Here is a 24,219-nt window from a genome sequence, read left to right as displayed (position 1 = left end):
CCACCTCGCACCCGAAGCTACCCCTTCGTCCAGCCGCCGGGCCGAGGCCCGACGCCGAGAAGATCCACCCGGATTCGGGCCGATCTGCACCACACAAGAAAACACGCCGATCTTCGCACGCGTGTGCCCGGCGCGCCGCCGAACCACGCGCCCGCACCGCCCGCGGGCGAACTCACAGCTTCTCATCCCTACCTGTGCCGACCGCAGCCGGACCGGGCAAGGAGTACCAAAGCGGAACCGGCCCCGGCTTCCCTCGGGAAGCCAGGGCCGCAACCACTGGAGCAGCTGGATCAGCGGGCCGGAACGGCGTCGCGCTTCTCCTTGATCTTGGCGGCCTTGCCGCGCAGCGAACGCAGGTAGTACAGCTTGGCGCGACGCACGTCACCGCGGGTCGCCACCTCGATCTTCTCGATGATCGGGGTGTGCACCGGGAAGGTGCGCTCGACGCCGACGCCGAAGCTGACCTTGCGGACGGTGAAGGTCTCGCGGATGCCACCACCCGAGCGGCGGATCACGACGCCCTGGAAGAGCTGCACCCGGGAGCGGTTGCCCTCGACCACGCGGACGTGGACCTTGACCGTGTCACCGGCCCGGAAGTCGGGAACGTCGCTCTTCAGGGAGGAGGCGTCGAGGTTGTCGAGTGCGTGCATAGCGGATTCGCTCTCTCGCGGATGCCACAGGTCACACGCGCAGGTAGAAGGTTCTACGGGTTACGGTTCGTGGCCGGCTCTCGTGTCGGTTCCGCGCACTCCCCCTGTGGCAGGGGCGCAGCCGACAGGCGGCACGAGGATTCAGTCTGCCACAGAGTCGGTCACGGGCTGAAATCGGGAACCCGCCAGGGCCCAGCCCTCGTCGGCCAGAACGGCCCGGTCCTTCTTGTCCAGATCGGCCGGGTCGAGCAGGCCGATCAGATCGGGACGACGCCGGGCGGTGCGGCGCAGCCGTTCGTCCCTACGCCAGCGCTCGATCTGCGCGTGGTGCCCCGACATCAGCACCGGGGGTACGTCGCGGCCCTGCCAGGAGGCGGGTTTGGTGTACACGGGGTACTCCAGCAGACCGTCCTCGTGGCTCTCCTCGACCAGGCTCTCGGCATTACCGATTACCCCCGGGATCAGGCGGGCCACAGCTTCGACGATCGCCAGTACTGCTACTTCGCCACCGTTGAGCACATAGTCGCCCAGACTGACCGGCTGCACCCGCATCTGGCTTGAGGCGTGTTCGTAGACCCGCTCGTCGATGCCTTCGTAGCGCCCGCAGGCAAAAGCCAGCCACGGCTCGGCCGCCAGCTCCCGGGCCATCGCTTGGGTGAACGGGCGACCAGAAGGGCTAGGTACGAGCAAAAGGGGAAACGCGTGGGGAGACTCGCCCTCAGGAGCGGTCACGGCTGCAGGGGGCTGAGTTTCGGTTGGGTCCCCGGGCAACGCATCAGCGGCCGGGGCAGCGGGTTGCGTCTGGTTCAGGGCAACAGAAGACGTTTGTGGCGAGTCGAGCTCTCCGGCACCAGTTTGCGCACCGGCCCGGCGGCCCTCGGCCACGATGTGGTCAAGCGCTTCGGCCCACGGCTCGGGTTTCATCACCATGCCCGCTCCCCCGCCGGCCGGTGCATCGTCCACTGTTCGATGCCGGTCGTGGGTGAACTCGCGCAGATCGTGCACGGTGAGGTCGAGCAGGCCGGTGCGCCGGGCCTTGCCGATCAGCGAGAGCTCGAGCGGGGTCAGGTACTCGGGAAAGATCGAGACGACGTCGATACGCACTAGTCGTCGAGGTCTTCCAGCAGCCCGGCGGGTGGGTCGAGGACGATCCGGCCGCCGGCGATGTCGACCTCGGGCACGATCGCGCTGACGAACGGCACCAGCCGGTCCTGACCGCCGGTGGTGCGAATGACCAGCAGGTCCTGCGCCCCCGGATGCTGCACGGAGACGACCTCGCCGAGCTTCTCCCCGGCCGGGTTCGTCGCGGCCAGGCCGACCAGCTCGTGGTCGTACCAGGCGTCCTCCTCGTCGGAGGCCTCCGGCAGGTCCACCTCGAGCACGGCGTTGCGCAGATCCTCGGCGCCGTTGCGGTCGGTGATCTCTTCGAACGTGAGCAGGTACGTGCCGTTGTTGTCACGGACGCGGGCCAGGGTGAGCGTCGTGGTGTGCCCGGAGGCCACCAGGGAACGGCTGAGGGAGCCGTCTTCCACGTGGAAGACGGCTCCCTTGACGAACCGCTGGTCCGGCGCATCCGTCCGGACCTCGATGCTCACCTCGCCGCGCAGACCATGGGCACGACCGACCCGGGCTACCACGAGACGCATGGTGAAACAGTTCTCCAGTTGGGGTTGGTCAGCGACCGCGGTCGACGTCGACGACGTCGACCCGGACCGGCTCACCGTTGCTGATCGCCTTGACCACGGTGCGCAGCGCGGTGGCGGTGCGACCGGACCGGCCGATCACCCGGCCGAGGTCTTCGGGGTGCACCCGGACCTCGAGCAGGGAACCCCGACGGAGGGAGCGATTGCGCACGACCACGTCGTCCGGATGGGCGACGATGCCACGCACCAGGTGCTCCAGCGCGTCGACCAGCACGTCAGGCCTGCTCGGCCGGGGCCTCGGCGGGCTTCTCCTCGGCCGCAGCCTCGGTCTTCGCCTCGGCCTTGGCCTTCTTCTCTTCCTCGCGCTTGGTGCGCAGGGTCTTGGCCTCGTTCTCGTTCAGGCTCTTCGCCTCGGCGAAGGCCGAACGGTCCTCGACCTTCTTCTCGGCGACGCGCAGGGTGCCCTCGGCGCCCGGCAGGCCCTTGAACTTCTGCCAGTCACCGGTGACCTTGAGGATGGCCAGAACCTGCTCGGTCGGCTGCGCGCCGACACCCAGCCAGTACTGGGCGCGCTCGCTGTCGAGCTCGATCACCGACGGGTCGTAGGTCGGGTGGTACTTGCCGATCTCCTCGATCGCGCGACCGTCACGCTTGGTGCGCGAGTCGGCGACGACGATGCGGTAGTGCGGGGCGCGGATCTTGCCCATCCGCTTGAGACGGATCTTGACTGCCACGGGTGTGGACTCCTCATATGCATGGATGCGGCCGCACTGCTTCACCGGGTGGGTTTCCGGTGGCACGGATTGGCCTAGGACTCGGCATCGCCTGCGGTGAGAGGGTCCGCACCGGCCGGGTTCAGCGGACCATTCTGCCAGATGCCCCGGCCGATTGTGGCCAGCACCTGTTCCGGCGCCCGTCCGGCCTCGTTCAACTCCCGTTCCAGCCTCTCAGCCGGACGTCCGGGCACCTCGCAGGATCACCGCTCGCGGCGCGGCGAGCACCCTCAGGTCGGCCCGCGGATCGGCGTCGTAGACCACCAGATCGGCCGAAGCCCCCTCGGCCAGCCCCGGCCTGCCCAGCCAGGCCCGGGCCGACCAGCAGGCCGCGTCCAGAGCAGCGGTACGCGGCAGCCCGGCCGCGTGCAGCTCGGCGATCTCGGAAACCACCAGCCCGTGCGGCAGGCTGCCCCCGGCGTCGGTCCCGCAGAACACCGGCACCCCCTCGTCGTACGCCGCCTTCACCGTCTCGAACCGGCGCTGGTGCAGCGCCCGCATGTGCGCGGCGTAGACCGGGAACTTGCTCTCGGCCTGCCCGGCGATCTGCGGGAAGGTGGCGATGTTGATCAAAGTGGGGACGATCGGCACGCCTTGGGCAGCGGCCCGCGCCCTGGTCCCGGGGTCGAGTCCGGTGGCGTGCTCGATGCAGTCGATCCCGGCGGTGAGCAGATCGGGCAGGCAGTCCTCGCCGAAGCAGTGCGCGGTGACCCGGGCGCCCTCGGCGTGCGCCGCGGCCATCCCGGCGGTGAGCGCCTCGAGCGGCCAGCAGGGCGCCAGGTCGCCGGTGGAGCGGTCGATCCAGTCACCGACGATCTTGACCCAGCCGTCGCCCAGGCGGGCCTGCGCGGCCATCATCGCGGGCAGCTGTTCGGGCTCGATCTCGTGCGCGTAGTTGCGCAGATAGCGGCGGGTGCGAGCGATGTGCCGGCCGGCCCGCACGATCACCGGCAGGTCTTCGCGCTCGTCGATCCAGCGGGTGTCGGCCGGTGACCCGGCATCGCGCAGCAGCAGAGCCCCGGCGTCGCGGTCGGCCAGCGCCTGCTTCTCGCTGGTCTCGGCGTCGACCGCGCCTTGGCCGTCGAGGCCGACATGACTGTGCGCATCGACCAGCCCGGGCAGCACCCAGCCCTCGAGTGTGCTCTCGTCCAGACCCGGCCCGGTGGGTCGCTCGAAGGTGATGCGACCGCCGATGACCCAGGCACCGTCACGCACCTCGTCCGGCCCGGTCAGCACCGGTCCGTTCAGCCGGATCATCCGCACGAGAACACCGCCTCCTCCGCCCGCCGGCGCTCGTCTTCGACCGCCGGGTTCAGCCTAGGGCCTGTTCTGTGGATCATGGCCGTAGCGAGGAGGTGCCCGGACGTCGGCTGACGTGGCCGGTGGGGCCCCTCGCAATGGTTTTGCGTGGGGCCACGCCGGACACGGTCAGACGGCGTCCCGGGTGCCCTGCAGTAGGCAAAGATCCACAGGACAGGCCCTAAGCGCCCGGCTCTGCGAGGCCGGCCGCAGCGACCCGACCGAATCGACAGGTGCCCGACCCGCCGAGGCGAGCACCCACGTCCCTCATTGGCCCCGGAACGCCAAGGGACGCCGGCCCACCCAAGGCGAGCACGACGTCCCCTGCTGATTGTTCTGGATCAGCGGCCCAGGAACTTCTCGAAACCGGGCGGCAGGTCGAAGTTGGCCGGGTCCACGTTCGAGGGCTGGTTGCCCATCCCGAACGCGCCACCGCTGGGCGCCGCCGCGCTCTTCTTGCCACCGTCGGCCAGCTGCTGGGCCCGCTTGGCCGGGTTGCCCGACTTGGCCTTGCCCTTACGCGGCGCGGTGTTCTTGCCCTTGCCCTTCTTGCCACCCGGAAGCCCGGGCATCCCCGGCATCCCGCCCATGCCCGGAGGCATGCCCGGCATCCCGCCGCCCTTACGCATCGCGCGCATCATCTTCTGCGCCTCGCCGAACCGCTCGATCAGCGTGTTGACCTCGCTGACCTGGGTGCCCGAGCCCTTGGCGATGCGCAGCCGGCGCGAGCCGTTGAGCACCCGCGGCGAGCGGCGCTCCAGCGGCGTCATCGACTTGATGATCGCCTCGACCCGGTCCATCTCGCGCTCGTCGAAGTTGTCGAGCTGCTCGCGCAGTTCGCCCATGCCCGGCAGCATCCCGAGCATCTTCTTCAGCGAGCCCATGTTCTTCAGGGCGGCCATCTGGGCCAGGAAGTCCTCGAGGGTGAAGTCGTCCCCGTCGGCGAACTTGGTGGCCATCTTCTCGGCCTGCTCGGCGTCGAACGCCTTCTCGGCCTGCTCGATCAGGGTGAGGATGTCACCCATGTCGAGGATGCGGGAGGCCATCCGGTCGGGGTGGAAGAGCTCGAACTCCTCCAGCTTCTCGCCGGTGGAGGCGAACATCACCGGCTGACCGGTGACCCCGACGACCGAAAGTGCCGCACCACCGCGGGCGTCACCGTCCAGCTTGGACAGCACCACACCGGTGAAGCCGACGCCCTCCATGAACGCCATCGCGGTGGTCACCGCGTCCTGGCCGATCATCGCGTCGACGACGAAGAGGACCTCGTCGGGGCTGGTGGCGGCCTTGATGTCGGCGGCCTGCTGCATCAGCTCACCGTCGACGCCGAGGCGGCCGGCGGTGTCGATGATGACCACGTCGTGGTGCTTGTCCCGGGCGAAGGCGACACCGTCGCGCGCCACCTGGACCGGGTCGCCCTGGCTGGTGCCGGAGACGCCCTGGCCCTCGGAGACACCGCGCTCGGGAGCGAACACCGGCACGCCGGCCCGCTCACCGACCACCTCGAGCTGGGTGACCGCGTTGGGGCGCTGCAGGTCGGAGGCCACCAGCAGCGGGGTGTGCCCCTGCTCGCGCAGCCAGCGGCCGAGCTTTCCGGCCAGGGTGGTCTTACCCGCACCCTGCAGACCGGCCAGCATGATCACGGTGGGCGGGTTCTTGGCGAACCGCAGCCGCCGGGTCTCCCCGCCGAGGATGCCGATGAGCTCCTCGTTGACGATCTTGACGACCTGCTGCGCCGGGTTCAGCGCCTGCGAGACCTCGGTACCGACGGTGCGCTCACGGATGCGCGCGGTGAACTGCTTGACGACGGGCAGCGCCACGTCGGCGTCCAGCAGCGCGCGGCGGATCTCGCGGATCGTCGCGTCGACGTCGGCCTCGGAGAGCCGGCCCTTGCCGCGCAGCGACTTGAACGTGGCGGTCAGGCGATCGGAAAGGGTGGCGAACACCCCAACAGCTTAATGCAACGGGGGATCCGGCTCCCTCGTCGAGGCCGTACCGCTCCCGACCGTCACGAAGAAGGCACCTGATGAACGACGAGCCACTGCCGAAAGAGCCGCCGGCCCCGCTCGAGCCCGGCAGCTACCAGGCCCGGCCGCAGCCCACCACGCAGATATCCCTCGGGGCCCGGCTGTGGGCCCTGGCCATCCTGATCGTGCTCACCGTTCCCGGCGCTCCGATGGCCTTCTTGTTCGTCGCCGTGGAATGGCACCCCTGCGGCTCCCCCTGGGCCTGGTTGTGCGGCAACGACAGCGTGATCCCGCTAACCCTGATGCCATTGGCTGCCGGCGCGCTCGGGATCTGGCTCGGCGTGATCGCCGCGCTCCTGCCGTCCCGCCGCGGGCTGCTGTTCGGCGTGGCCTACCTGATCGCCATCACCGGATCGCTGCTCCCGCTGATCGTCATCGGTTTTCCCGCCTGAGCCACCGAAGCCGGCGAAAAGCCTCTCACCTGGTGCAACAGCCGGCCCGGGAACCTCGTCCATCCGCTGTCGTCCTTCTCCGACCCGAGGTGACCCATGTCCACGAACCTTCGCCGGCGAGCGGTCTGGCCGCTGGCCGGTGTCGGCGTCCTGGCCGCGGTGATCGCCCTGGCCGGGTACGTCCAGCCGATCAGCGCCGACAGCGGGCTGGAACCCGGCCGGTACGAGCGCCGCTTCGCGTACACCGACGAGACCTGGATCGAAGAGGTGGAACGCTGCGTCGTCACCACTTCGGCGGGTGCTCTGCGCGCTACCTGGACGGAGCCCGCCTGGAACCTGCGGGGCCCGGGCTGGAGCTCACCGCGGTTGTCCGACGTGAAGACCGAGATCGAGATCAAGGACGCGTGCGGTGACCAGGGCCGCCGGACGATGGTCGAGTCGCTCCGGGCCGGTACTTCCTGGGCGAGTGAGACCTGCGCCGAACCGCTCGTCGAGGCCGACAGCATCTGGGGCCTGGCCTCCGGCGACTCGCCGGACTGCTCGGCCGACCGGATCGTCGAAGGCGGCCTGCTGCACGAAGACCCGCTGCCTGAGGACGAGGCCGAAGGATCGGGGCCCACCACCGGTCTGCAGCACAGTTACGGCCAGGACCTGGCCTGGGACGGCCCGATCCACGAAGCGGCGCTGTGCCTGCACGGTGCCGTGGTCGTCGAACTCGAGGTAGCCCTCGACGAGGGCTCGACCGTCACCTACGCACAGCCCGAGCCGGACCAGATCTGCCTGGACCAGAACAACGCCTGGGCGCTGCGATGAACGAGCAGGCGACCGAGCGTCCGCTGCCGGTATGGGTGGTCGCCCTGGTCCTCGCCCTCACCCTGGTACAGAACCTGTTTTTCGGCTTCGTGCTACTGATGGCCATCCTGATGAGCACGGTGGACTGCGGTCCTGTATCGGCAATTCCCGGCTGGTTCTGCAACACCGACCTGAACACGGCTCTCGCGCTCACCCCGCTGCTCTCCGGCGTGGTCGGCGCCGGCGTTGTCGGGATCAGCCTCGCGGTCCGGACCCACCGAGGCCTGCTGACCAGCGTCGGCTACCTGATCGCGCTGATGGGCCTGCTCATCCCGTGGACGCTGCTCGACTCGGCCATGAACGCTTCCTAGGGCTGAGGCACCGAGCCCGCGTCCACCAGCACCGACACGGTTTCGGCCACGCGCGGGGGCGAGAGCGGGCCCCCACCGCGTTCGCAGACGTACAGCACGTCGACTGCTTGCCCGGCGTGGGTAGCCACGTGGGCGGAGCGCAGGTCTACCCCTACCCCGGCCAGGGCTGAACCGATGGCGTGCATCAGGCCGGGACGGTCAGCGGCGCGAACCTCCAGCACGGTGGCTTCTTCGGAGGCTCCGGGCAGGAGTACTACGCGGGGGCGGGCGGGGGCGCCGGTGCGGCTGCGGAAGCCTGCGTCACGGCGGATCAGGGGCTCGAGGACGGTCTGGTCACCTTCGCTGAGCCGGCGCAGGTGCTGCTCCAGCAACTCCGGCGCGGGCATGTCGCCGCGAGTCTGCACCCACCAGGTGTCCACCGCGATGTACGGGCCTTCCGAACCCAGGTGCACGGTGCGGACCAGGGCGGACTTCACCGTGAGCCGGAAGCTGGCCATCACCCCGGCGATGTCGGCGAGCAGGCCGGAGCGGTCCGGGGCGACCACGGTGACCACGTGCAGCTCGTCCATCGGCGTGACTGCCACCCGCGGGCGTCCGTCGGTGAGAACGGTCTGGACCAGCTCCACCTCGGCCTGGGCGATCGGCGCCGGACCGGGCGGTTCCTCTCCGCGCAGGGCGGTCGCAGCCCGGGCCATCAGGTCGTCCACCAGCCGGGCCCGCCAGGCCGTCCAGGCCACCGCGCCGACCGCAGCCGCGTCGGCCTCGGTGAGAGCCCGCAGCAGAAGCAGGGTTTCCTGGCGCTCGCCGACCGCGCCGACCAGAGCCTCGACGGTACGCGGGTCGTCCGGGTCGCGACGGGTGGCCAGCTCGATCAGGGTGAGGTGCTCGCGGACCAGGCGCTCGATCAGCTCGCTGTCCTCGTCGCTGAGGCCGATCCGCCGGGCGATCTTCTCGGCGATCGGGGCACCGGTGAGCGAGTGGTCCTGCGCTCCGGAGATCTTGCCGATGTCGTGCAGCAGGGCGGCCAGGACCAGCAGGTCCGGGCGTGAGGTCTCGCGTAGGGCACCCTGGATCTGGATCACCGTCTCGATCAGGTGCCGGTCCACGGTATGGCGGTGAACGGCGTTGCGCTGCGGGCGGTTACGGACCGATGACCATTCCGGGATCCACTGCGTGATCACGCCGGCGCGGTCGAGCGATTCCCACACCTGGGCCAGGTGCGGCCCACCGGCCAGCATGGCGACGAATTCTTCGCGCGCGGCCACCGGCCAGGGGTCGGGCAGCGGGGGGCAGTCCTGGGCCAGGTGCTCGACGGTGACCGGGGAGAGCGGAAGCCCCACGCGCACAGCAGTAGCGGCGGCCCGCAGAGGCAGTACCGGGTCCTGTGCCGCTTCTACCCCTACGCCCAGCACTACCTCGCCGTCGTGCTCGACCAGGCCATGGCCGAGCGGACGTAGACGGGGACGGCGGGGGCCGGGGCGGAGGCGGCGGGCGGGCAGAGATTGCCGGGCGCGACGGGCGGTGACGTCTACGGCGTAGGCGATGGATCGGGTGCAGTCAGCCACGCGGGCAAGCAATTCGTCGGCGTCGGTAAGCCCGCAGAGCACCGCCACGGCATCCTGTTCGGCCAGCAGCAGACGGTCGTTGCTCTTGCCGGTGACCGCCTGCAAGGCATCTCGGATGTCCAGCAGGCTGGCGTGCACATCGTCCACCGAGCCGTGAGGGCGGTCCGTAACCCAACTCGCCGCGAGCGCCCGGAGAACCGTCACGTCGCGCAGGCCGCCGCGAGCGTCCTTGATGTCGGGTTCCAGGAGGTGCGCCGCTTCGCCGTACCTCTCGGCGCGTTCGGCCAGGGAGTCGAGAACCTGCGGCAGGCGGCGCCGGATCCCTCCCCGCCAGTCACTGAGCAGCGAGGTGCGGGTTTTCACGACCAGCGCCGCGTCGCCCGCGATCACCCGCAGGTCGAGCATGCCGATCGCTGCGGACAGGTCGGCGGCGGCCACCTCGCGGCACTGGTTGGGGGTACGCACCGAGTGGTCGATGCGAAGTCCCCCGTCCCACAACGGGTACCACAGGCGCTGGGCCATCTCGCCCACCTCGTCGGCAGGCAGCCTCCGGCCGTCGTGCAGCAGTACTAGGTCCAGATCGCTGGCCGGGCCGGCATCGCCGCGGGCCACGCTGCCGACGGCGGCCAGGGCCAGGCCGTCGAGTCCGCTCTGCCGTCGGCGCTTGGGCTGTTCGTTCAGGGGGGCGACGGCCGCGGCCCAGTCCAGCTGGAGGGCCCGCTCGACCATCTCGGTGAGGGTGCGGCGGCGCTCGGCGCCCGGGCTTCCCGAGCGCAGCGCCAGCGCGAGTCTGTCTTTGCGAAGGTCACGCGCGGCGTGCAGGGCTGCCTGAGCCAGATCCTCGGCGTTCTCCCCCTCCTCGAGGGCGGGATCTTCCTCCAGGCCGTCGAACTGGCCAGCCGTCACCGTTCACCTTTCGTCCCAGCTCCCGGATCGGTCAGGGCTTTCACCGGTCGGGTTTTGCCACCAGCACCGGAAACTCCCAATACCCCTGGGGGTACCGGGAGTCACCGGTGTTCTGGAGTTCCTTACAGGGCGTCCGCGCCGTGCTCGCCGGTGCGGACCCGGATCACGTCGTCGACCGGGGTGACCCAGACCTTGCCGTCACCGATCCGGCCGGTCGCGGCGGCCTTCACGATCACGTCGGCCACGTCCACCACGTCGGTGTCGTCGACCAGCACCTCGAGCCGGGACTTGGGGACCAGGTCGACGGTGTACTCGGCGCCGCGGTAGACCTCGGTGTGGCCCTTCTGCCGGCCGTAGCCGCTGGCCTCACTGACGGTCATGCCCTGGACCCCGAAGGTCTCCAGCGCGGCCTTCACCTCGTCGAGCTTGTGCGGCTTGATCACAGCCGTGATCAGCTTCATGCCGGAACCTCGCTCTCAGCAGTCTTCTGGGCGGTGGCCGAGGCTACCGGGCGCTTGGCCGAGCCACCGGTGGAGGAGTCGTACGCGGACTCGGCGTGCTCGTGCCCGTCGATGCCCTCGACCTCGGACTCCTCGTCGAGCCGGAAGCCGACGGTCTTCTGGATGATCAGACCGATGATGTAGGTCAGGATGAACGAGTAGGCGAGGACCGCGAACGCACCCACGGCCTGCCGCCACAACTGGTCGACGCCACCGCCGAAGAACAGGCCGTCGATGCCGGCCGGGGTGGTGGAGGAGGCGACCAGACCGATGGCCAGGGTGCCCCAGAGGCCACCCACCAGGTGCACGCCGACCACGTCGAGCGAGTCGTCGTAACCGAAGCGGTACTTCAGGCCGACCGCCAGGGCGCACAGCACACCGGCGATGACACCGATGATGAGCGAACCGATCGGGGTGACCGAGCCCGCCGCCGGGGTGATGGCGACCAGACCGGCAACCACACCGGAGGCAGCGCCCAGCGAGGTGGCGTGACCGTCACGGATGCGCTCGGTGATCATCCAGCCGACGATCGCGGCAGCGGTTGCGGCGAGGGTGTTGACCCAGGCCAGGGCCGCGAGCTCGTTCGCACCGAGAGCGGAACCGGCGTTGAAACCGAACCAGCCGAACCACAGCAGACCGGCGCCGAGCATCACGAACGGCAGGTTGTGCGGCCGCATGGCTTCCTTCGGCCAGCCCACCCGCTTGCCCAGGACCAGCGCCAGGGCCAGGCCCGCCGCACCGGCGTTGATGTGAACCGCAGTACCACCGGCGAAGTCGAGGGCCGCCAGGTTGTTCGCGATCCAGCCACCGGTGTGGGTGACCGCGCCGGTCGCCTCGTCCGTCACGGTGAAGTCGAAGACCCAGTGCGCCACCGGGAAGTAGACGATCGTCGCCCACACCACGGTGAACAGGCACCAGGCGCCGAACTTGGCCCGGTCGGCGATCGCACCGGAGATCAGGGCCACGGTGATGATCGCGAAGACCGCCTGGAAACCGACGAACGCCAGCGTCGGGATCGTGCCGACGTCGGAGATCAGGCCCTTGAGGCCAAGGAACTCGCCCGGGTTACCGAGCAGGCCGCCGCCGATGTCGTCGCCGAAGGCGAACGAGTAGCCGTACAGGACCCACAGGACGGTGACGATGGCCAGCGAGCTGAAGCTCATCATCATCATGTTGAGAACGCTCTTCGTGCGGACCATGCCGCCGTAGAAGAACGCCAGACCTGGAGTCATGAGCAGGACGAGCGCCGCGCTCGTCATCACCCAAGCGGTGTCGCCGGTATCCATCCGCACCCCTTCAAGGAGAGAACCGCCCCTCGGTGAAGGGGCCGTCGTATTCGGGACCATCGAGTTCTAGGGCGCCGCAGCTCAGGGTGACCGCGGCGGGCAGCGACCCCGCGAGGGAGTCGAACGCTCACCGATGAAATTGCTGTGTTCCGGTTTCCTGACGACACCCGCGGGGTTTCCCCGCCGTAACGTTTGGCGCCGGGATGTTTCCGCTCAGTTACTCGTGCTGGGCGTTAGGCCATTCGGGCGTGATGCGCTAGACCCGGTCCGGTCTTCTGCGCCAGGTGTGACCGAACAGTGACCAGAACGTTGCCCGGCCAAGGATCGGGTCACTCAGGGATCACCTTCATGACGGCTCAATCTCCTACCCGCAGCGCCCCGATCCCCTCCCCGCGACGGAGGTGCCGACCCGGCGGGCTTCGCAGACTTCAGACATGGACATCACACGTGGTCAGCTGCTGAGGGGTACCGCGTTGGCGGGTCTGGCCGTCGCCTCGACCCCGACCGTCGCGAGTGCTCAGCCGAATCCGGTCACTACTCAACCCAAGCGACGGGAAGTGCGGTTCCGGGGGGTTACTTACGGGGTCAACGACGGCGAAAGCCCGGGGACCGGCTGGCAGGCGCGTCGCATGCGGGCGGACCTGAAGGCAATCAAAGAACGCCTGCACGCCAACACGGTTGCAGTGCTCGGCGACGGAGTGGAACGGCTGGCGGCCACCGCCACGGAAGCCGCCGAGCGGGGGCTCACGGTTTTTCTGCAGCCCCGACTCGGCGACGTACCGGAGGGCGAAATACTGGAGCATCTGGCCGAAACCGGCAGGGTCGCGGAACAGTTGCGTAAGGACGGGGCACGGGTTCACCTCAGTGTCGGCTGCGAGTTCTGGCTCTTCGTGCCCGGAATTGTGCCCGGGGAGCACGCCCTGGAGCGGGTCCAGAATCTGCTCAAGGGCAACTTCGATCCGGTGCACATGCAGCGCGAACTGGAGCGCTTCATCGGCCAGAGTGCCGGCACCGCCCGCCGGGTGTTCAAGGGCCCGCTGACCTACGGCGCGGCCGAGGGTGACGAGGTCGACTGGAAGCTGTTCGACCTGGTCAGCGTCAACTACTACAGCTATTACGCCCGGCGCGGTGACTACCTGCGCGATCTACGGACGTACCAGAAGCACGGAAAGCCGGTCGTGGTGCAGGAATACGGGTCCTGCACCTTTGTCGGGGCGCCCAAGGAAGGCGGAATGGCCTGGTACGCGGTCGACTACGAGCAGGACCCGCCGCGGCTGAGGGCCGACGTGGTGCGCAGCGAGCAGGTCCAGGCCGATCACATCACCCGGATGTACGACATCTTCGCCGAAGCAGGCATCCACGCGGCCACGGTCTACGACTTCGTCAGCCCCGACTCGCCACACAACCCGGACGAACCCCGGTACGACTACGACGCCGCGAGCTACTCGATCGTCAAGGTGCAGCAGGAGGGCGAGAACTGGCGCTGGGAGCCCAAGCGGGCCTTCCACGCGCTCGCTCACCGCTGGCGTCACGCTCCGGCCTAAGAACTCAGAACCCAGCAACGGACGAGGTGGCCGACTCGATCGGACGGCTCACCGACCTCCTCAAGCACCTAAACCCAGCAACGGACGTAGGTGCGCGCCTCAATCAGGCGGCCCACCGACGTCCTCAAGCCCCTAAACCCAGCAACGGACGTAGGTGCGCGCCTCGATCAGGCGGCCCACCGACGTCCTCAAGCACCTAGAAAGCCCACCAGTAGACGAGGCGGCCGGTCACGGGGGCCGGCTGAGTCGTCCTCTGGTGGGCTTTCTGGTTCTCGGGCCCTCAGGCGAGCAGGGCCTCCACGAAGGCGTCCGGCTCGAACGGGGCCAGGTCGTCCGGGCCTTCGCCCAGGCCGATCAGCTTCACCGGCACCCCGAGCGTGCGCTGCACCGCGACCACGATGCCGCCCTTGGCCGTGCCGTCCAGCTTGGTCAGCACGATCCCGGTGATCGCCACCACCTCGCTGAACACCTTGGCCTGCTGCATGCCGTTCTGCCCGGTGGTGGCGTCCAGGACCAGCAGCACCTCGTCGACCGGGCCGTGCTTCTCCACCACCCGCTTGACCTTGCCCAGCTCGTCCATCAGGCCGACCTTGTTCTGCAGCCGGCCCGCGGTGTCGATCAGCACCACGTCGGCCTCGGTCTCGATGCCGGCCTTGACCGCGTCGAACGCCACCGACGCCGGGTCGGCCCCGTCCCGATCGCTGCGGATGGTCGGCACGCCGACCTTGTCGCCCCAGGTGGCCAGCTGATCGGCGGCGGCGGCCCGGAAGGTGTCGGCGGCGCCGAGCACCACGTCCTTGTCCTCGGCCACCAGGACCCGGGCCAGTTTGCCCACCGTCGTGGTCTTGCCCGTGCCGTTCACCCCGACGACCATGACCACCGACGGACGATCGGGCGCGTTCTCGATGTTGAGCGAGCGGTCCAGCCCCTCCCCCGGGTCGACGAGCGCCTTGAGCTCTTCCTTCAGCAGCACCCGCACCTGCTCGGTGTCCCGCACGCCGAGCACCGAGACGCGCTCGCGCAGCCGGTCGATCAGCTCGGTGGTGGGATCGACGCCGAGGTCGGCCAGCAGCAGCGTCTCCTCGATCTCGTCCCAGGTGTCGGCGTCGAGCTTGTCCCGGCTGAGCAGCTCGAGCAGTCCCCGGCCGAGCGCGTTGGAGCGAGCCAGCCGGGCGCGCAGCCGGACCAGACGACCGCGCGGCGCCTCTGGCCGCTCGACCTCCGGAATGACGATGACCGGTTCGGCGACCTCAGGCTCGGCCTCGGCCTCCGGCTCGACGGTCGGCGCCGACGGCTCGAGGACGTCTACCCCGCCTGAGCGGTCTACCTCGTCTTCGGTAGTGCTCGGGGGACGCCGCTCAAGGGTTGCGGTGCTTCCGCCGCTTTCGGTGTTTTCCGGGGGTAGCGGCGGCTGCCGACGCCCGCGCCCCGCGAGCAGACCGACGGTACCGCCGAGCGCCGCCAGCGCGACGATCGCGATGAGAATGATCCACTGGACGGTGTCCACTCCGGGCGAGCCTCCTCAGGCACAGGCCGGCGCCGGACCCCCGACGCCGAAGAAAGATAAAGATGACGTGTCGGCGTACCTGAGCATGCCAGCCCCACCGCCAGGACGCCCGCGCCGGGTGTCTCTCCAGCGCGGCGCGTCATCCAGTCGAGACCTGGCCGCTGCTCCTGCGGGTGGTGCGCTGACCGGCCGGGCGGCCCGGCGAGAGGTTTGCTGATCGTGTACATCGAGTACGCCCGGGACCATGTGTACACGAAATCTGCAGGCAGCTTCCCTCCCGCTGGTACGGGCGATTCAAGGGAGTGCGTAAACAAAGTGCCGCCAGAGACACTTTGTTTACGCGTTGTCGTGATCTCGCCGGGCAACAGCAGGGTGGGGAAAACAGCGCGGGCCCGGCCTCCCCTACTGGAGAGAACCGAGCCCTACGTCTGCTCGTAGCCGCCTCGGACCGCCGACCGGATCCTCCGGCGCCGTGCTTCCAACCGCGTCGCGCGCGGCTACCGACCGCGGTGCGGGTAGCTAGCGGCTGTGCCGCACCCGGCCACCGCGAGCCTTCTTGCCCCGCGACCGGTTCTTGTTGTGCGACTTGTTCGGCCGCCCGTCGGAGTCCACCTGCTCGTCGACGGGGTCCATCACCGCGGTCTCGTCCGGGTCCTGAACCGGATCCATCAGCGCCGTCGCGTCGGTGCTACCGGCTTCTGCCACCGGCGTCATCACAACCGTCTCGTCCGTGCTCACCGGCTCCGCGGCCGGAGCCATCACGACCGTCTCGTCCGTGCTCGCCAGCTCAGAGACCGGAGCCATCACCACCGTCTCGTCCGTGCTCGCCGATCCTGTCGCCGCGGGTTCGTCCTTGCCGGTCCGATCCGTCTGCGGCTTCGCTTCAGCCTGGGCTTCGGCGGAGTCCCGCGCCGGCGCCATCACTTCGGTCTCGGCGGCGTTGGCCAGCCCTTGCTGCACCGGCTTCGCCGCGTCCTCGTCTGCGTTGGCTCGTTCCGTCTGCGGCTTCGCTTCGGCTTCGGCTTCGGCAGAGTTCCGCATCGGCGCCACGACCTCGGTCTCGCCTGCGTTGACCGGTTGCGGCACCGGTTTGGCTTCGGCAGGCGCCGTCTTGGTCTCAGTCCCGGTCTTCGCCTCAGTCTCGGCTCCAGCGACACGCTGGTCGGTGCTTTCGCCGGCCGAGCTGTTCTTGGCGGCGGAAGCACTCTTGTCTGCTCCCGATGCCTGCCCGGCGAGTGCGATGGGCTCGCGGATGGCGGCCATGATCATGACGTCGTCCGCGTTCCGCTGCGGCGCCTCAGCCTCCGCGACGACCGGCGCGATCATCACCGTCTCGTCGGACAGCGTCACGTTCTGCGCCGACTCGCCCTCGGTGGCCTGGTCGGTGGCCGCTGCAGTCTGTGCGGCTGCTGCCTTCTGTTCGTCTGCCTTCTTGGGTGCGGCGGCTTCCCGAGCTGCGGCGTTTTCCTCGGCAGCCTTCTCAGCGGCTTCCTTCTCCGCCCCAGTCAGGTCAGCGGCAACCTTGTCGGCAGCCGCTCTCTCCGCCGCAGCCTTGTCAGCAACCACCTTCGCTGCGGCCGCCTCGTCCACCGCAGCCTGCTTCTGAGCAGCAGCCTTCTCGACAGCAGCCCGCTCGGCAGCCTTCTCCTCAGCAGCAACTGCGTCCGCCGCGGCCCTCTCAGCCGCAGCCTGCTCGGCAGCCTTCTTGTCAGCGGCCGCCTTATCCGCAGCCACCTTCTCCGCTGCGGCTCGCTCAGCAGCCTCCTGCTCAGCAGCAGCCTGATCCGCCGCAACCTTGTCCGCAGCCGCCTTCTCCGCAGCTACCCTCTCGGCTACGGCTCGCTCAGCAGCCTCCTGCTCAGCAGCAGCCTGATCCGCCGCAACCTTGTCCGCGGCCGCCTTCTCCGTGGCCACCTTCTCGGCGGTGGCCCGCTCCGCAGTCTTCTCCGACGCTGCCTTGTCCGCAGCCTTCTTCTCTGCCGCCGCCTTCTCTGCCGCCGACTTCTCGGCGGCGGCCTCCTCGGCAGCCTTCTTCTCCGCAGCCACCTTCTCCGCCGCGGCCTCCTCGGCAGCCTTCTTCTCCGCAGCCGCCTTCTCCGCCGCGGCCTTCTCGGCGGCGGGTTCGGGGGTGGAGCGGGCTACCGGTTCCTTGACGGGGGCGATCATCACGGTCTCGTCGGCGGCAGACACGGGCGCCGGGACGGGGGTGCTGACCACGGTGTCGTCGGATGTGCTGGGCTGGGGCTTGGCGGTGCTGCTCTTGGCGGTGGTGTTCGTGGGGGCGGAGGGCCAGGCCTGGGGCTTGGGGGCCTTGGCCGGGGTGGGCTCCTTGACCGAGGCGGAGACCCGGGGGGCGGCCGAGGTGCTGACCGCGGCAGCGACGGGGGCCTTGACCGGGGGCATGACGACGGTCTCGTCGGCGGGGTCGACGGCGCGGACCGGGGGCATGATCACGGTTTCGTCGCCGGGAGCGACCGGAGCCTGGGAGGGCTTGGTGCTGGCTTCGGCCGCCGCCTGCTGGTCGGCCTTGGCAGCAGCCTCCTTGGCGGCGGCTTCCTTGGCGGCGTTGTCCTTGGACCGGCCGCGGTTGCCGATGATGGCCGCGACGTCGAACTTGTCGCGCCGGGGGCCCTTGGGCTTGGAAGTGGGGCGAGCAGGGGTGCTGGCGTGACGCACGCCGCTCTGAACAGCGCCGGAGGCGGCATCCGAGTCAGAGCCGCCACGGGTGGCAGCCTTGGCGGCGGCGGGGGCAGCGGCGGCCGCGGAACCAGGGGTGGTGCCGCGGGCGGCGGGAGCCTGGGCGCCGGGGGTACGGCCGACCCGCACCGCCGGAGCCACGATCGTGTCGTCGGACGGGCTCACGCTCTGCTTGGCAGCGGCGGCAGGAGCAGCGTTCGTCGGTGAGGCAGCCACCGCGGCAACGCCCGGGGTGGCACCGTGGGCGTTGCTGAGCGGCGTACGAGTGTTGGCGCGGGCACCGGCGGAGGCCGGTACTGCACCGGGAACCGGGGCCATCGGGCGGGTGATCTCGGCATCGGCCAGCGGGCGGTCACCATCGTCAACCATCTCCGGGTCGGACGGCACCGCGATGTCCCGCATCGGGATCTCGCCGGTGTTGCCCAGCCACGCCGAAGCTGGATGCGTACGACCACCGGGGGCAGCAGCGGAGCGGGTGTGACCGCGGGGCTGCGAGCGGCCCATGCGCGCGGTGAGGTCGGCCGCACCGACGCTGTTGGCCGAACGGCCCGGCTGCTGCGCCCGGGAACCGGAGGCCTCGCGATCCTCCAGGCGGTCGAGCGCACCGTGGATGGCCTCGCTCACCGGGTGCCAGATCCGCTGGAACCAATGGGCCGTGGCGATCGATGCGCGCCACGAGGCGATGACGCCGCGGACCGTGCCCCGCCCGGCGGCCGCCGGGGCGTGCGCCGCCGTCATCACCGCCTTTTCTCCCTCGGGCGTGAGAATCCTTGAGCCCGAGCGTAATTGAGGCGCGGCGATCAGGTACAGAAATCCGATCGCAATGGTCAGGATGAGCAACAGTCCCACGATCGCGGCAAGCACATGTCTACGTTACGAGGTATTTCGCCTCGACCCAATGGGAACGGGCCTGTCAATTGTTGCGATCGCGTCACTTCGACCCGCCAGGCCTGGACACCTGACCGAATCCGTGCCGCGCAACGCGCATCAAAACCTGTTCCCGCGCAGCGTCTTTCCCAAGGGCCCGCTGGTCACGGTGATGCCCGAAGTGAGACCGATCATGCTTCCCCCGAGTGGAGCAGTCACAGGAACGACACCGGTAACTACCGGAAAAGTCCCAGCGCGCAAGGGGAACTGCCACCGGCGCCCAGTCGTTGGGCATCCGGAGCGAAAACAGGCCATCGGCAGGGCAATCGAAAAGGCCCCCGGGATGCACCCGAAGGCCCTTACGATGTCATGCGCACCTCAGGCCCGCATCATGAACGCTTTATCCGATCGGGTCCGGCCCGGCGTCTTCGGCCGAATTCCGGGCCGCCGCATCGAGATCGATCACCCGATGCGCCGAAGCATCAACCTCTGCGTCAGCATCCGGCTGCACAGCATCACCGCCGGCCTCCGGTGCAGCAGCCGGCTTCTCCCGTCGCGCCCGCCCGTCGGAGGAGTCCTCGTCGGCCAGCCGCTGACTGATCACCGTGGTCACCCCGTCACCACGCATCGTCACGCCGTACAGCGCATCCGCCACCTCCATGGTGCGCTTCTGGTGCGTGATCACGATCAGCTGGGACGACTCCCGCAGTTCCTCGAAGATCCCGATCAGCCGGCCCAGGTTGGTGTCGTCCAGCGCCGCCTCGACCTCGTCCATCACGTAGAACGGGCTGGGCCGGGCCTTGAAGATCGAGACCAGCAGGGCGACCGCGGTGAGTGAGCGCTCACCGCCGGACAGCAGCGACAGGCGCTTGACCTTCTTGCCCGGCGGGCGGGCCTCCACGTCCAGGCCGGTGGTCAGCATGTTCGAGGGGTCGGTGAGGATCAGCTTGCCCTCACCCCCGGGGAACAGCCGGCCGAACACCCCGACGAACTCGCGCGCGGTGTCGTTGAAGGCCTCGGTGAAGACCTCCTCCACCCGCCGGTCCACGTCCTCGATGATCTGCAACAGGTCACGACGGGAGACCTTGAGGTCGTCGAGCTGCTTGTTCAGGAAGGTGTGCCGTTCCTCCAGCGCCGCGAACTCCTCCAGGGCCAGCGGGTTGACCGTGCCCAGCAGGTTCAGCGCCCGCTCGGCCTTGCGCAGCCGCTTCTCCTGGGTGGCCCGGTGGAACGGGGTGGGCTCGGGCGGGGTCTCGGGCTCCGGATCGCCCGGGGCCGGCGGGCTGGGCGGCACCAGCTGGTGCGGGCCGTACTCGTCGATCAGCACGTCCGGGTCCATCCCCAGCTCGTCCACGCTGCGCTGGCGCAGGCCGTCGATCCGCAGCCGCTGCTCGGTCCGCACCACCTCGTCGCGGTGGGCCGAGTCGATCAGCCGGGCCTGCTCCGCCGCCAGCCGCTGCTCGGCCTCACGCACCGCCTGCAACTCGGTGTTACGGGCGTCCCGCTCGGCCTCCAGCTGCAGCCGCACCTGCTCGGCGGTGGCCAGCGACTTCTCCAGCAGCACGAGCATGTACTCACCACCGGCCAGCACCGCCCGGGCGATCTGCATCTGCCGCCGGCGCCGCTCCTGCCGGGCCACCGCCCGGGCCCGGGCCTCGCGCTCCTCGGCCGCCTGCCGAATCAGCTGGTCAGCCCGGCCGGCCACGGCCCGGGCGCGTTCCTCCGCGGTACGCAGCGCCAGCCGGGCATCGGTCTCGGCGCCCCGGGCGCGGGCCGTGGCATCGTTCAGCCGATCACGTTCGGAGGTGTCCGGCTCTTCCTCGGCCTCCTCGGAAGCCTCCGAAGCGGCCTCCAGCTGGGCCTCGAGCTCGAACAGAGCCTCCCGGGCGGACTCCGACGCCTGCACCGCGCGCTCACGCTGCGCGATCAGCCGCTCGACCTCGGCCTCGGCCGCCCGGGCGGTAGCGGCCAGGCTGCCCCGCTCGGCGGCCAGCTTGGCCGCGGCCTTGGCCCGGCGGTTCTCCAGCTCACCGATCCGGCTCTCGACCCGGCGCAGATCGCCCTGGGCCTGCTTCACCGCGCTCTGCAGATCACGTACCTGCTGCTGCACCGAGGTCTGCCGGTCCCCGGCCTCGGCCAGTGCGGCGCCGGCCGTCTCCGCCTTCTCGGCCGCCGCGGCCACGTGCTCCTCGGCCTGCTCGACGGCGGCCTGGGTCTCGATCTGGGAGGGGGCAGAGGCCGAGCCGCCGCGTACCAGCGCCGCCGAGACCAGCTCGCCGGAGGTGGTGACCACCGTGACGTCCGGCCACAACCGCACCACCTCGGCCGCCGAGTCGAGGTCGGGCACGACCGCGACCTTGTACAGCAGCCGGTCGATCGCCGCGGTCAGGCTAGAAGGCTCCCGCACCAGCGAGCGCACCCAGCGTCCACCGGCGGGCAGCACCGGCCAACCGGAAGGATCGGCGTCCACCAGCCCGGCCCCGCCGGAGGCGGGCACCAGCACTGCCTGCCCGCCGTCCTCCGCCGCCAGAAGTCGCAGCGCGGCCAGGGCGCCGCCCAGATCCCCGACCGCAACCGCTTCCGCCGCCGGCCCCAGGGCCGCGGCCACGGACGTCTCAAATCCGGGTTCTACCGCCAGCACCGCAGCAAGCGAGCCGATCAGACCCGGCACCCCGGCCGCGAGAACTGCACCGGCACCGTCCTTACGCCGTAGCCCCAGCGCCAGGGTGTCCCGCCGGGCCGCCCACTCCTTACGTTCACCATGCGCCTCGCGCTCGGTGTGCCGCAGCGCCTCCAGCTCGCGGTTCAGCGCGGTCAGCGAAGCCTGGGCCTCTTCCAGCCGGCTCTCGTCCGCCGCGATCCGCGCGGAAACCTGCTCGGCCTCGACCGCCAGCGCCTCGGCGACAACCTCGTCCTCCGAAGCGTCACCCTCGGCGGAAACCGGCACCGAATCCAGCGCTTGAGCAGCCTCGGCCGAGCGCTGCTGAGCGTCCGCGATCGTGCCGGAGAGCCGTTCCACCGCGTCCACCGAGGCGTCCACCGTGCTGCGCTGCGCGGCCACCCGGCCGGCCAGCCGGGCCAGCTGTTCGCGCCGGTCCGCGGCCCGCCGGGCGAGCTCGACCAAGCGCTGGTCCTCGGCCCGGGCCGCCTGCTCGGCCTCGCGTCGCCGGTCCTCGGCGATCAGCATCAGCTCGTTCGCGCCCTCGACCTCGGCCTGGAGCTGTTCCTCCTGCTCACGCACCAGCTCGGCCTGGGCCTCGAGGTCCTCCGGATCGCGCCCGGTCTGCTGCGCGTCGGGCTCGGCCTCGGACAGCAACCGCAACCGGTCGGCGGCCAGGCTGTTGGTACCCCGGGTGCGTTCCCGCAGCGAGGACAGCTGGTACCAGGTGTTCTGGGCCTTGGACAGCTGGGGCGCGGCCGCGCTGGTGGCCAGCTCGAGCGCCGACAGCCGGGCCCGGGTGGAGCCCAGCTCGGTCTCCACCGCGGCCTTGCGCTCCTGCACCGCGGCCTCGTCGGCCAGTTCCTCGGCGATCTTCTCGGTCAGCGTGACCAGGTCGTCGGCCAGCAGCCGGGCCCGGGAGTCGCGCAGGTCGGCCTGGACCACCTGGGCCTTGCGGGCCACCTCGGCCTGTCGGCCCAGCGGTTTCAGCTGGCGCCGGATCTCGGTGGTCAGGTCGGCCAGCCGGGTCAGGTTGCCCTGCATCGCGTCGAGCTTGCGGATCGCCTTCTCTTTGCGCTTGCGGTGCTTGAGCACCCCCGCGGCCTCTTCGATGAACGAGCGCCGTTCCTCGGGGGTGGCCTGGAGCACCGCATCGAGCTGGCCCTGGCCGACGATCACGTGCATCTCACGGCCGATGCCGGAGTCAGAGAGCAGTTCCTGGATGTCCAGCAGCCGGCACGGGGAGCCGTTGATCGCGTACTCGCTGCCGCCGGAGCGGAACATCGTCCGCGAGATCGTCACCTCGGTGTAGTCGATCGGCAGCGCACCGTCGGTGTTGTCGATGGTCAGCGCGACCTCGGCGCGGCCCAGCGGGGGCCGCCCGGAGGTGCCGGCGAAGATGACGTCCTCCATCTTGCCGCCACGCAGGCTCTTGGCCCCCTGCTCGCCCATCACCCAGCTCAGCGCGTCCACCACGTTCGACTTGCCCGAGCCGTTGGGGCCGACCACACAGGTGATCCCCGGCTCCAGGCGCAGCGTGGTGGCGGAGGCGAACGACTTGAACCCGCGCAGGGTCAGGGTCTTCAGGTGCACGGGCGGCTGACTCCTCGGCAGATGCGGACGGCCCCAGGGTAACCGCCTCCGTGAACTGGACCGGACGAGTGCTGAAGTCCTGGCACACTGGCCAGCGATCACTCGAGCTGCCCGTCGCGCGGGCGAATCCGCTTGGAGGAAGAGCCCCACCATGACGATCGCTCCCTCGGCCAAGGTCCTCTCCGGTATCACCGTCCCCGACCACCAGGCCTCCCAGGTCTGCATCGACGCCCCCGGCGCCGGGCCGGGTCACTGGGCCGGAGCCCCCAGCGTCTGTTTCGAGGACGGGGTGTTCTGGCTGGCCTACCGGGTGCGCCGGCCGCTGGACGCGGGTCGCGGGGTTGCGGTCACGATCGCCCGCAGCGAGGACGGGGTGCACTTCGAGACGGTGGCCTCGGTCGGCCGGGACATCTTCGGGGCCGCCTCGCTGGAGCGGCCGGCGCTGCTGAAGACCGCCGAGGGCGGCTGGCGGCTGTACCTGAGCTGTTCCACGCCGAACTCCAAGCACTGGTGGATCGAGGCCCTGGACGCCGACGAGGTGGCGGACCTGCCTGAGGGCAGGCGCACGGTGGTGCTGCCGGGCGACGATCTGACCGGGGTGAAGGATCCGGTGGTGCACCTCGACGAGAACGGCTGGCGGATGTGGGTGTGCTGCCATCCCCTGGACGACCCGGACGCCACCGACCGGATGAACTCCCGCTTCGCCACCAGTGCGGACGGGCTCGCCTGGGAACTCGGGCCGGTGGCGATCGAAGGACGCGTGGGGCGCTGGGACGCTCGCGGCGCGCGGGTCACTGCGGTGGTGGAGCAGGGCGAACGGCTGATCGCGTACTACGACGGCCGGGCCACATCGGCGGAGAACTGGTTCGAGCGCACCGGGGTGGCCGAGGGGCCGGCCGTGGGTGAAGGGGCGGGCACGTTCACCGCGATCGGGGAGCAGCCGATCGCCCGCAGCCCGCACGGTGACCACGCGCTGCGTTACCTCGACGTGGTGAAGCTGCCCGACGGGCGGCAGCGGCTGTACTACGAGGCAGCCCTGCCGGACGGCTCGCACGACCTGCGGACCGAGTTGGTAGAGCCTGCTTAGGGACGTTTGCGGCGAGTTGTGGCATCAGGTGCAGTAACGCTGGCACCGGGTGCACTATGGA

The 24,219-nt window shown here is 70.0% G+C and carries 18 protein-coding genes; 5 read left to right on the top strand and 13 right to left on the bottom strand.

The features are described 5' to 3' along the window. Positions 1-290 precede the first annotated feature (290 nt). The 7 genes from rplS to ffh form a co-directional block, all read right to left on the bottom strand. Complete coding sequence (gene rplS, locus LR394_RS23040) at positions 291-650, bottom strand: 50S ribosomal protein L19 (RefSeq protein ID WP_231445375.1); 360 nt, start codon at positions 648-650, stop codon at positions 291-293. Positions 651-791: 141 nt separating this feature from the next. After that, positions 792-1,754, bottom strand: coding sequence for a tRNA (guanosine(37)-N1)-methyltransferase TrmD (gene trmD / locus LR394_RS23035; protein WP_231445373.1), 963 nt, complete (start codon positions 1,752-1,754; stop codon positions 792-794). Beyond that, positions 1,754-2,296 carry a ribosome maturation factor RimM gene (gene rimM / locus LR394_RS23030; protein ID WP_231445371.1) on the bottom strand — a complete coding sequence of 181 codons (543 nt, stop codon included), beginning with the start codon at positions 2,294-2,296 and terminating at the stop codon, positions 1,754-1,756. Before rimM ends, trmD begins: the two co-directional genes overlap by 1 nt. A gap of 28 nt (positions 2,297-2,324) precedes the next feature. Beyond that, positions 2,325-2,567 carry an RNA-binding protein gene (locus LR394_RS23025; RefSeq protein WP_052533772.1) on the bottom strand — a complete coding sequence of 81 codons (243 nt, stop codon included), beginning with the start codon at positions 2,565-2,567 and terminating at the stop codon, positions 2,325-2,327. 1 nt (position 2,568) lies between these two features. After that, complete coding sequence (gene rpsP, locus LR394_RS23020) at positions 2,569-3,027, bottom strand: 30S ribosomal protein S16 (RefSeq protein ID WP_231445369.1); 459 nt, start codon at positions 3,025-3,027, stop codon at positions 2,569-2,571. Positions 3,028-3,240: 213 nt separating this feature from the next. Continuing rightward, on the bottom strand, positions 3,241-4,323 hold the full coding sequence (locus tag LR394_RS23015) for an amidohydrolase family protein (protein ID WP_231445850.1): 1,083 nt from the start codon (positions 4,321-4,323) through the stop codon (positions 3,241-3,243). A gap of 383 nt (positions 4,324-4,706) precedes the next feature. Next, positions 4,707-6,311, bottom strand: a complete 1,605-nt coding sequence (gene ffh / locus LR394_RS23010; RefSeq protein ID WP_231445367.1) for a signal recognition particle protein — start codon at positions 6,309-6,311, stop codon at positions 4,707-4,709. Between the two features lie 80 nt (positions 6,312-6,391). On the opposite strand from ffh, the gene LR394_RS23005 reads away from it, so the two are divergent. The 3 genes from LR394_RS23005 to LR394_RS22995 all read left to right on the top strand — a co-directional run bounded on the left by LR394_RS23005 (position 6,392) and on the right by LR394_RS22995 (position 7,947). Further along, the gene (locus LR394_RS23005; RefSeq protein WP_231445359.1) at positions 6,392-6,784 is read left to right on the top strand and encodes a hypothetical protein; all 393 of its coding nucleotides are present in this window, start codon (positions 6,392-6,394) and stop codon (positions 6,782-6,784) included. A gap of 96 nt (positions 6,785-6,880) precedes the next feature. Then, the gene (locus tag LR394_RS23000) at positions 6,881-7,597 is read left to right on the top strand and encodes a hypothetical protein (protein WP_231445357.1); all 717 of its coding nucleotides are present in this window, start codon (positions 6,881-6,883) and stop codon (positions 7,595-7,597) included. After that, positions 7,594-7,947 carry a hypothetical protein gene (locus LR394_RS22995; protein ID WP_231445355.1) on the top strand — a complete coding sequence of 118 codons (354 nt, stop codon included), beginning with the start codon at positions 7,594-7,596 and terminating at the stop codon, positions 7,945-7,947. The genes LR394_RS23000 and LR394_RS22995 overlap by 4 nt, the downstream gene beginning before the upstream one ends. Here LR394_RS22995 and LR394_RS22990 read toward each other — a convergent pair. From LR394_RS22990 to LR394_RS22980, 3 genes are all read right to left on the bottom strand, one after another. After that, positions 7,944-10,418 carry a [protein-PII] uridylyltransferase gene (locus LR394_RS22990; RefSeq protein WP_231445353.1) on the bottom strand — a complete coding sequence of 825 codons (2,475 nt, stop codon included), beginning with the start codon at positions 10,416-10,418 and terminating at the stop codon, positions 7,944-7,946. The two genes, LR394_RS22995 and LR394_RS22990, sit on opposite strands and share 4 nt — an antisense overlap. A 122-nt stretch (positions 10,419-10,540) precedes the next feature. Next, on the bottom strand, positions 10,541-10,879 hold the full coding sequence (locus LR394_RS22985; RefSeq protein ID WP_231445350.1) for a P-II family nitrogen regulator: 339 nt from the start codon (positions 10,877-10,879) through the stop codon (positions 10,541-10,543). Next, positions 10,876-12,204 carry an ammonium transporter gene (locus LR394_RS22980; protein WP_231445348.1) on the bottom strand — a complete coding sequence of 443 codons (1,329 nt, stop codon included), beginning with the start codon at positions 12,202-12,204 and terminating at the stop codon, positions 10,876-10,878. Before LR394_RS22980 ends, LR394_RS22985 begins: the two co-directional genes overlap by 4 nt. Positions 12,205-12,638: 434 nt before the next feature. Between LR394_RS22980 and LR394_RS22975 the strand changes: the two genes are divergently transcribed. Then, the gene (locus tag LR394_RS22975; RefSeq protein WP_231445346.1) at positions 12,639-13,748 is read left to right on the top strand and encodes a hypothetical protein; all 1,110 of its coding nucleotides are present in this window, start codon (positions 12,639-12,641) and stop codon (positions 13,746-13,748) included. Between the two features lie 280 nt (positions 13,749-14,028). On the opposite strand, the gene ftsY is transcribed toward LR394_RS22975, so the two are convergent. The 3 genes from ftsY to smc form a co-directional block, all read right to left on the bottom strand. After that, positions 14,029-15,255 (bottom strand): signal recognition particle-docking protein FtsY, encoded by a 1,227-nt coding sequence (gene ftsY / locus LR394_RS22970; RefSeq protein WP_231445344.1) that lies wholly within the window; start codon positions 15,253-15,255, stop codon positions 14,029-14,031. A 519-nt stretch (positions 15,256-15,774) separates the two neighbouring features. Next, positions 15,775-18,816 carry a hypothetical protein gene (locus LR394_RS22965; protein ID WP_231445342.1) on the bottom strand — a complete coding sequence of 1,014 codons (3,042 nt, stop codon included), beginning with the start codon at positions 18,814-18,816 and terminating at the stop codon, positions 15,775-15,777. 403 nt (positions 18,817-19,219) lie between these two features. Then, positions 19,220-23,071, bottom strand: a complete 3,852-nt coding sequence (smc, locus tag LR394_RS22960; protein WP_231445336.1) for a chromosome segregation protein SMC — start codon at positions 23,069-23,071, stop codon at positions 19,220-19,222. A gap of 151 nt (positions 23,072-23,222) precedes the next feature. Here smc and LR394_RS22955 point away from each other — a divergent pair, with 151 nt between their 5' ends. Further along, positions 23,223-24,158, top strand: coding sequence for a hypothetical protein (locus LR394_RS22955; RefSeq protein WP_231445326.1), 936 nt, complete (start codon positions 23,223-23,225; stop codon positions 24,156-24,158). Positions 24,159-24,219: the final 61 nt, after the last annotated feature.

The organism is Kineosporia babensis (assembly GCF_021129305.1).
GTDB lineage: Bacteria > Actinomycetota > Actinomycetes > Actinomycetales > Kineosporiaceae > Kineosporia > Kineosporia babensis.
Note: the sequence above shows the minus strand (reverse complement) of the source record. Positions and strands in the feature narration are given on the sequence as shown.

Excerpts from the sequence above, each read along its gene's own strand:
- LR394_RS22995 (WP_231445355.1), top strand. The coding sequence starts at position 7,594 with ATGAACGAGCAGGCGACCGAGCGTCCGCTGCCGGTATGGGTGGTCGCC.
- LR394_RS23015 (WP_231445850.1), bottom strand. The coding sequence starts at position 4,323 with ATGATCCGGCTGAACGGACCGGTGCTGACCGGGCCGGACGAGGTGCGT.
- LR394_RS22980 (WP_231445348.1), bottom strand. The coding sequence starts at position 12,204 with ATGGATACCGGCGACACCGCTTGGGTGATGACGAGCGCGGCGCTCGTC.
- LR394_RS23005 (WP_231445359.1), top strand. The coding sequence starts at position 6,392 with ATGAACGACGAGCCACTGCCGAAAGAGCCGCCGGCCCCGCTCGAGCCC.
- LR394_RS22985 (WP_231445350.1), bottom strand. The coding sequence starts at position 10,879 with ATGAAGCTGATCACGGCTGTGATCAAGCCGCACAAGCTCGACGAGGTG.
- rplS (WP_231445375.1), bottom strand. The coding sequence starts at position 650 with ATGCACGCACTCGACAACCTCGACGCCTCCTCCCTGAAGAGCGACGTT.
- LR394_RS23000 (WP_231445357.1), top strand. The coding sequence starts at position 6,881 with ATGTCCACGAACCTTCGCCGGCGAGCGGTCTGGCCGCTGGCCGGTGTC.
- LR394_RS22975 (WP_231445346.1), top strand. The coding sequence starts at position 12,639 with ATGGACATCACACGTGGTCAGCTGCTGAGGGGTACCGCGTTGGCGGGT.
- LR394_RS22955 (WP_231445326.1), top strand. The coding sequence starts at position 23,223 with ATGACGATCGCTCCCTCGGCCAAGGTCCTCTCCGGTATCACCGTCCCC.
- rimM (WP_231445371.1), bottom strand. The coding sequence starts at position 2,296 with ATGCGTCTCGTGGTAGCCCGGGTCGGTCGTGCCCATGGTCTGCGCGGC.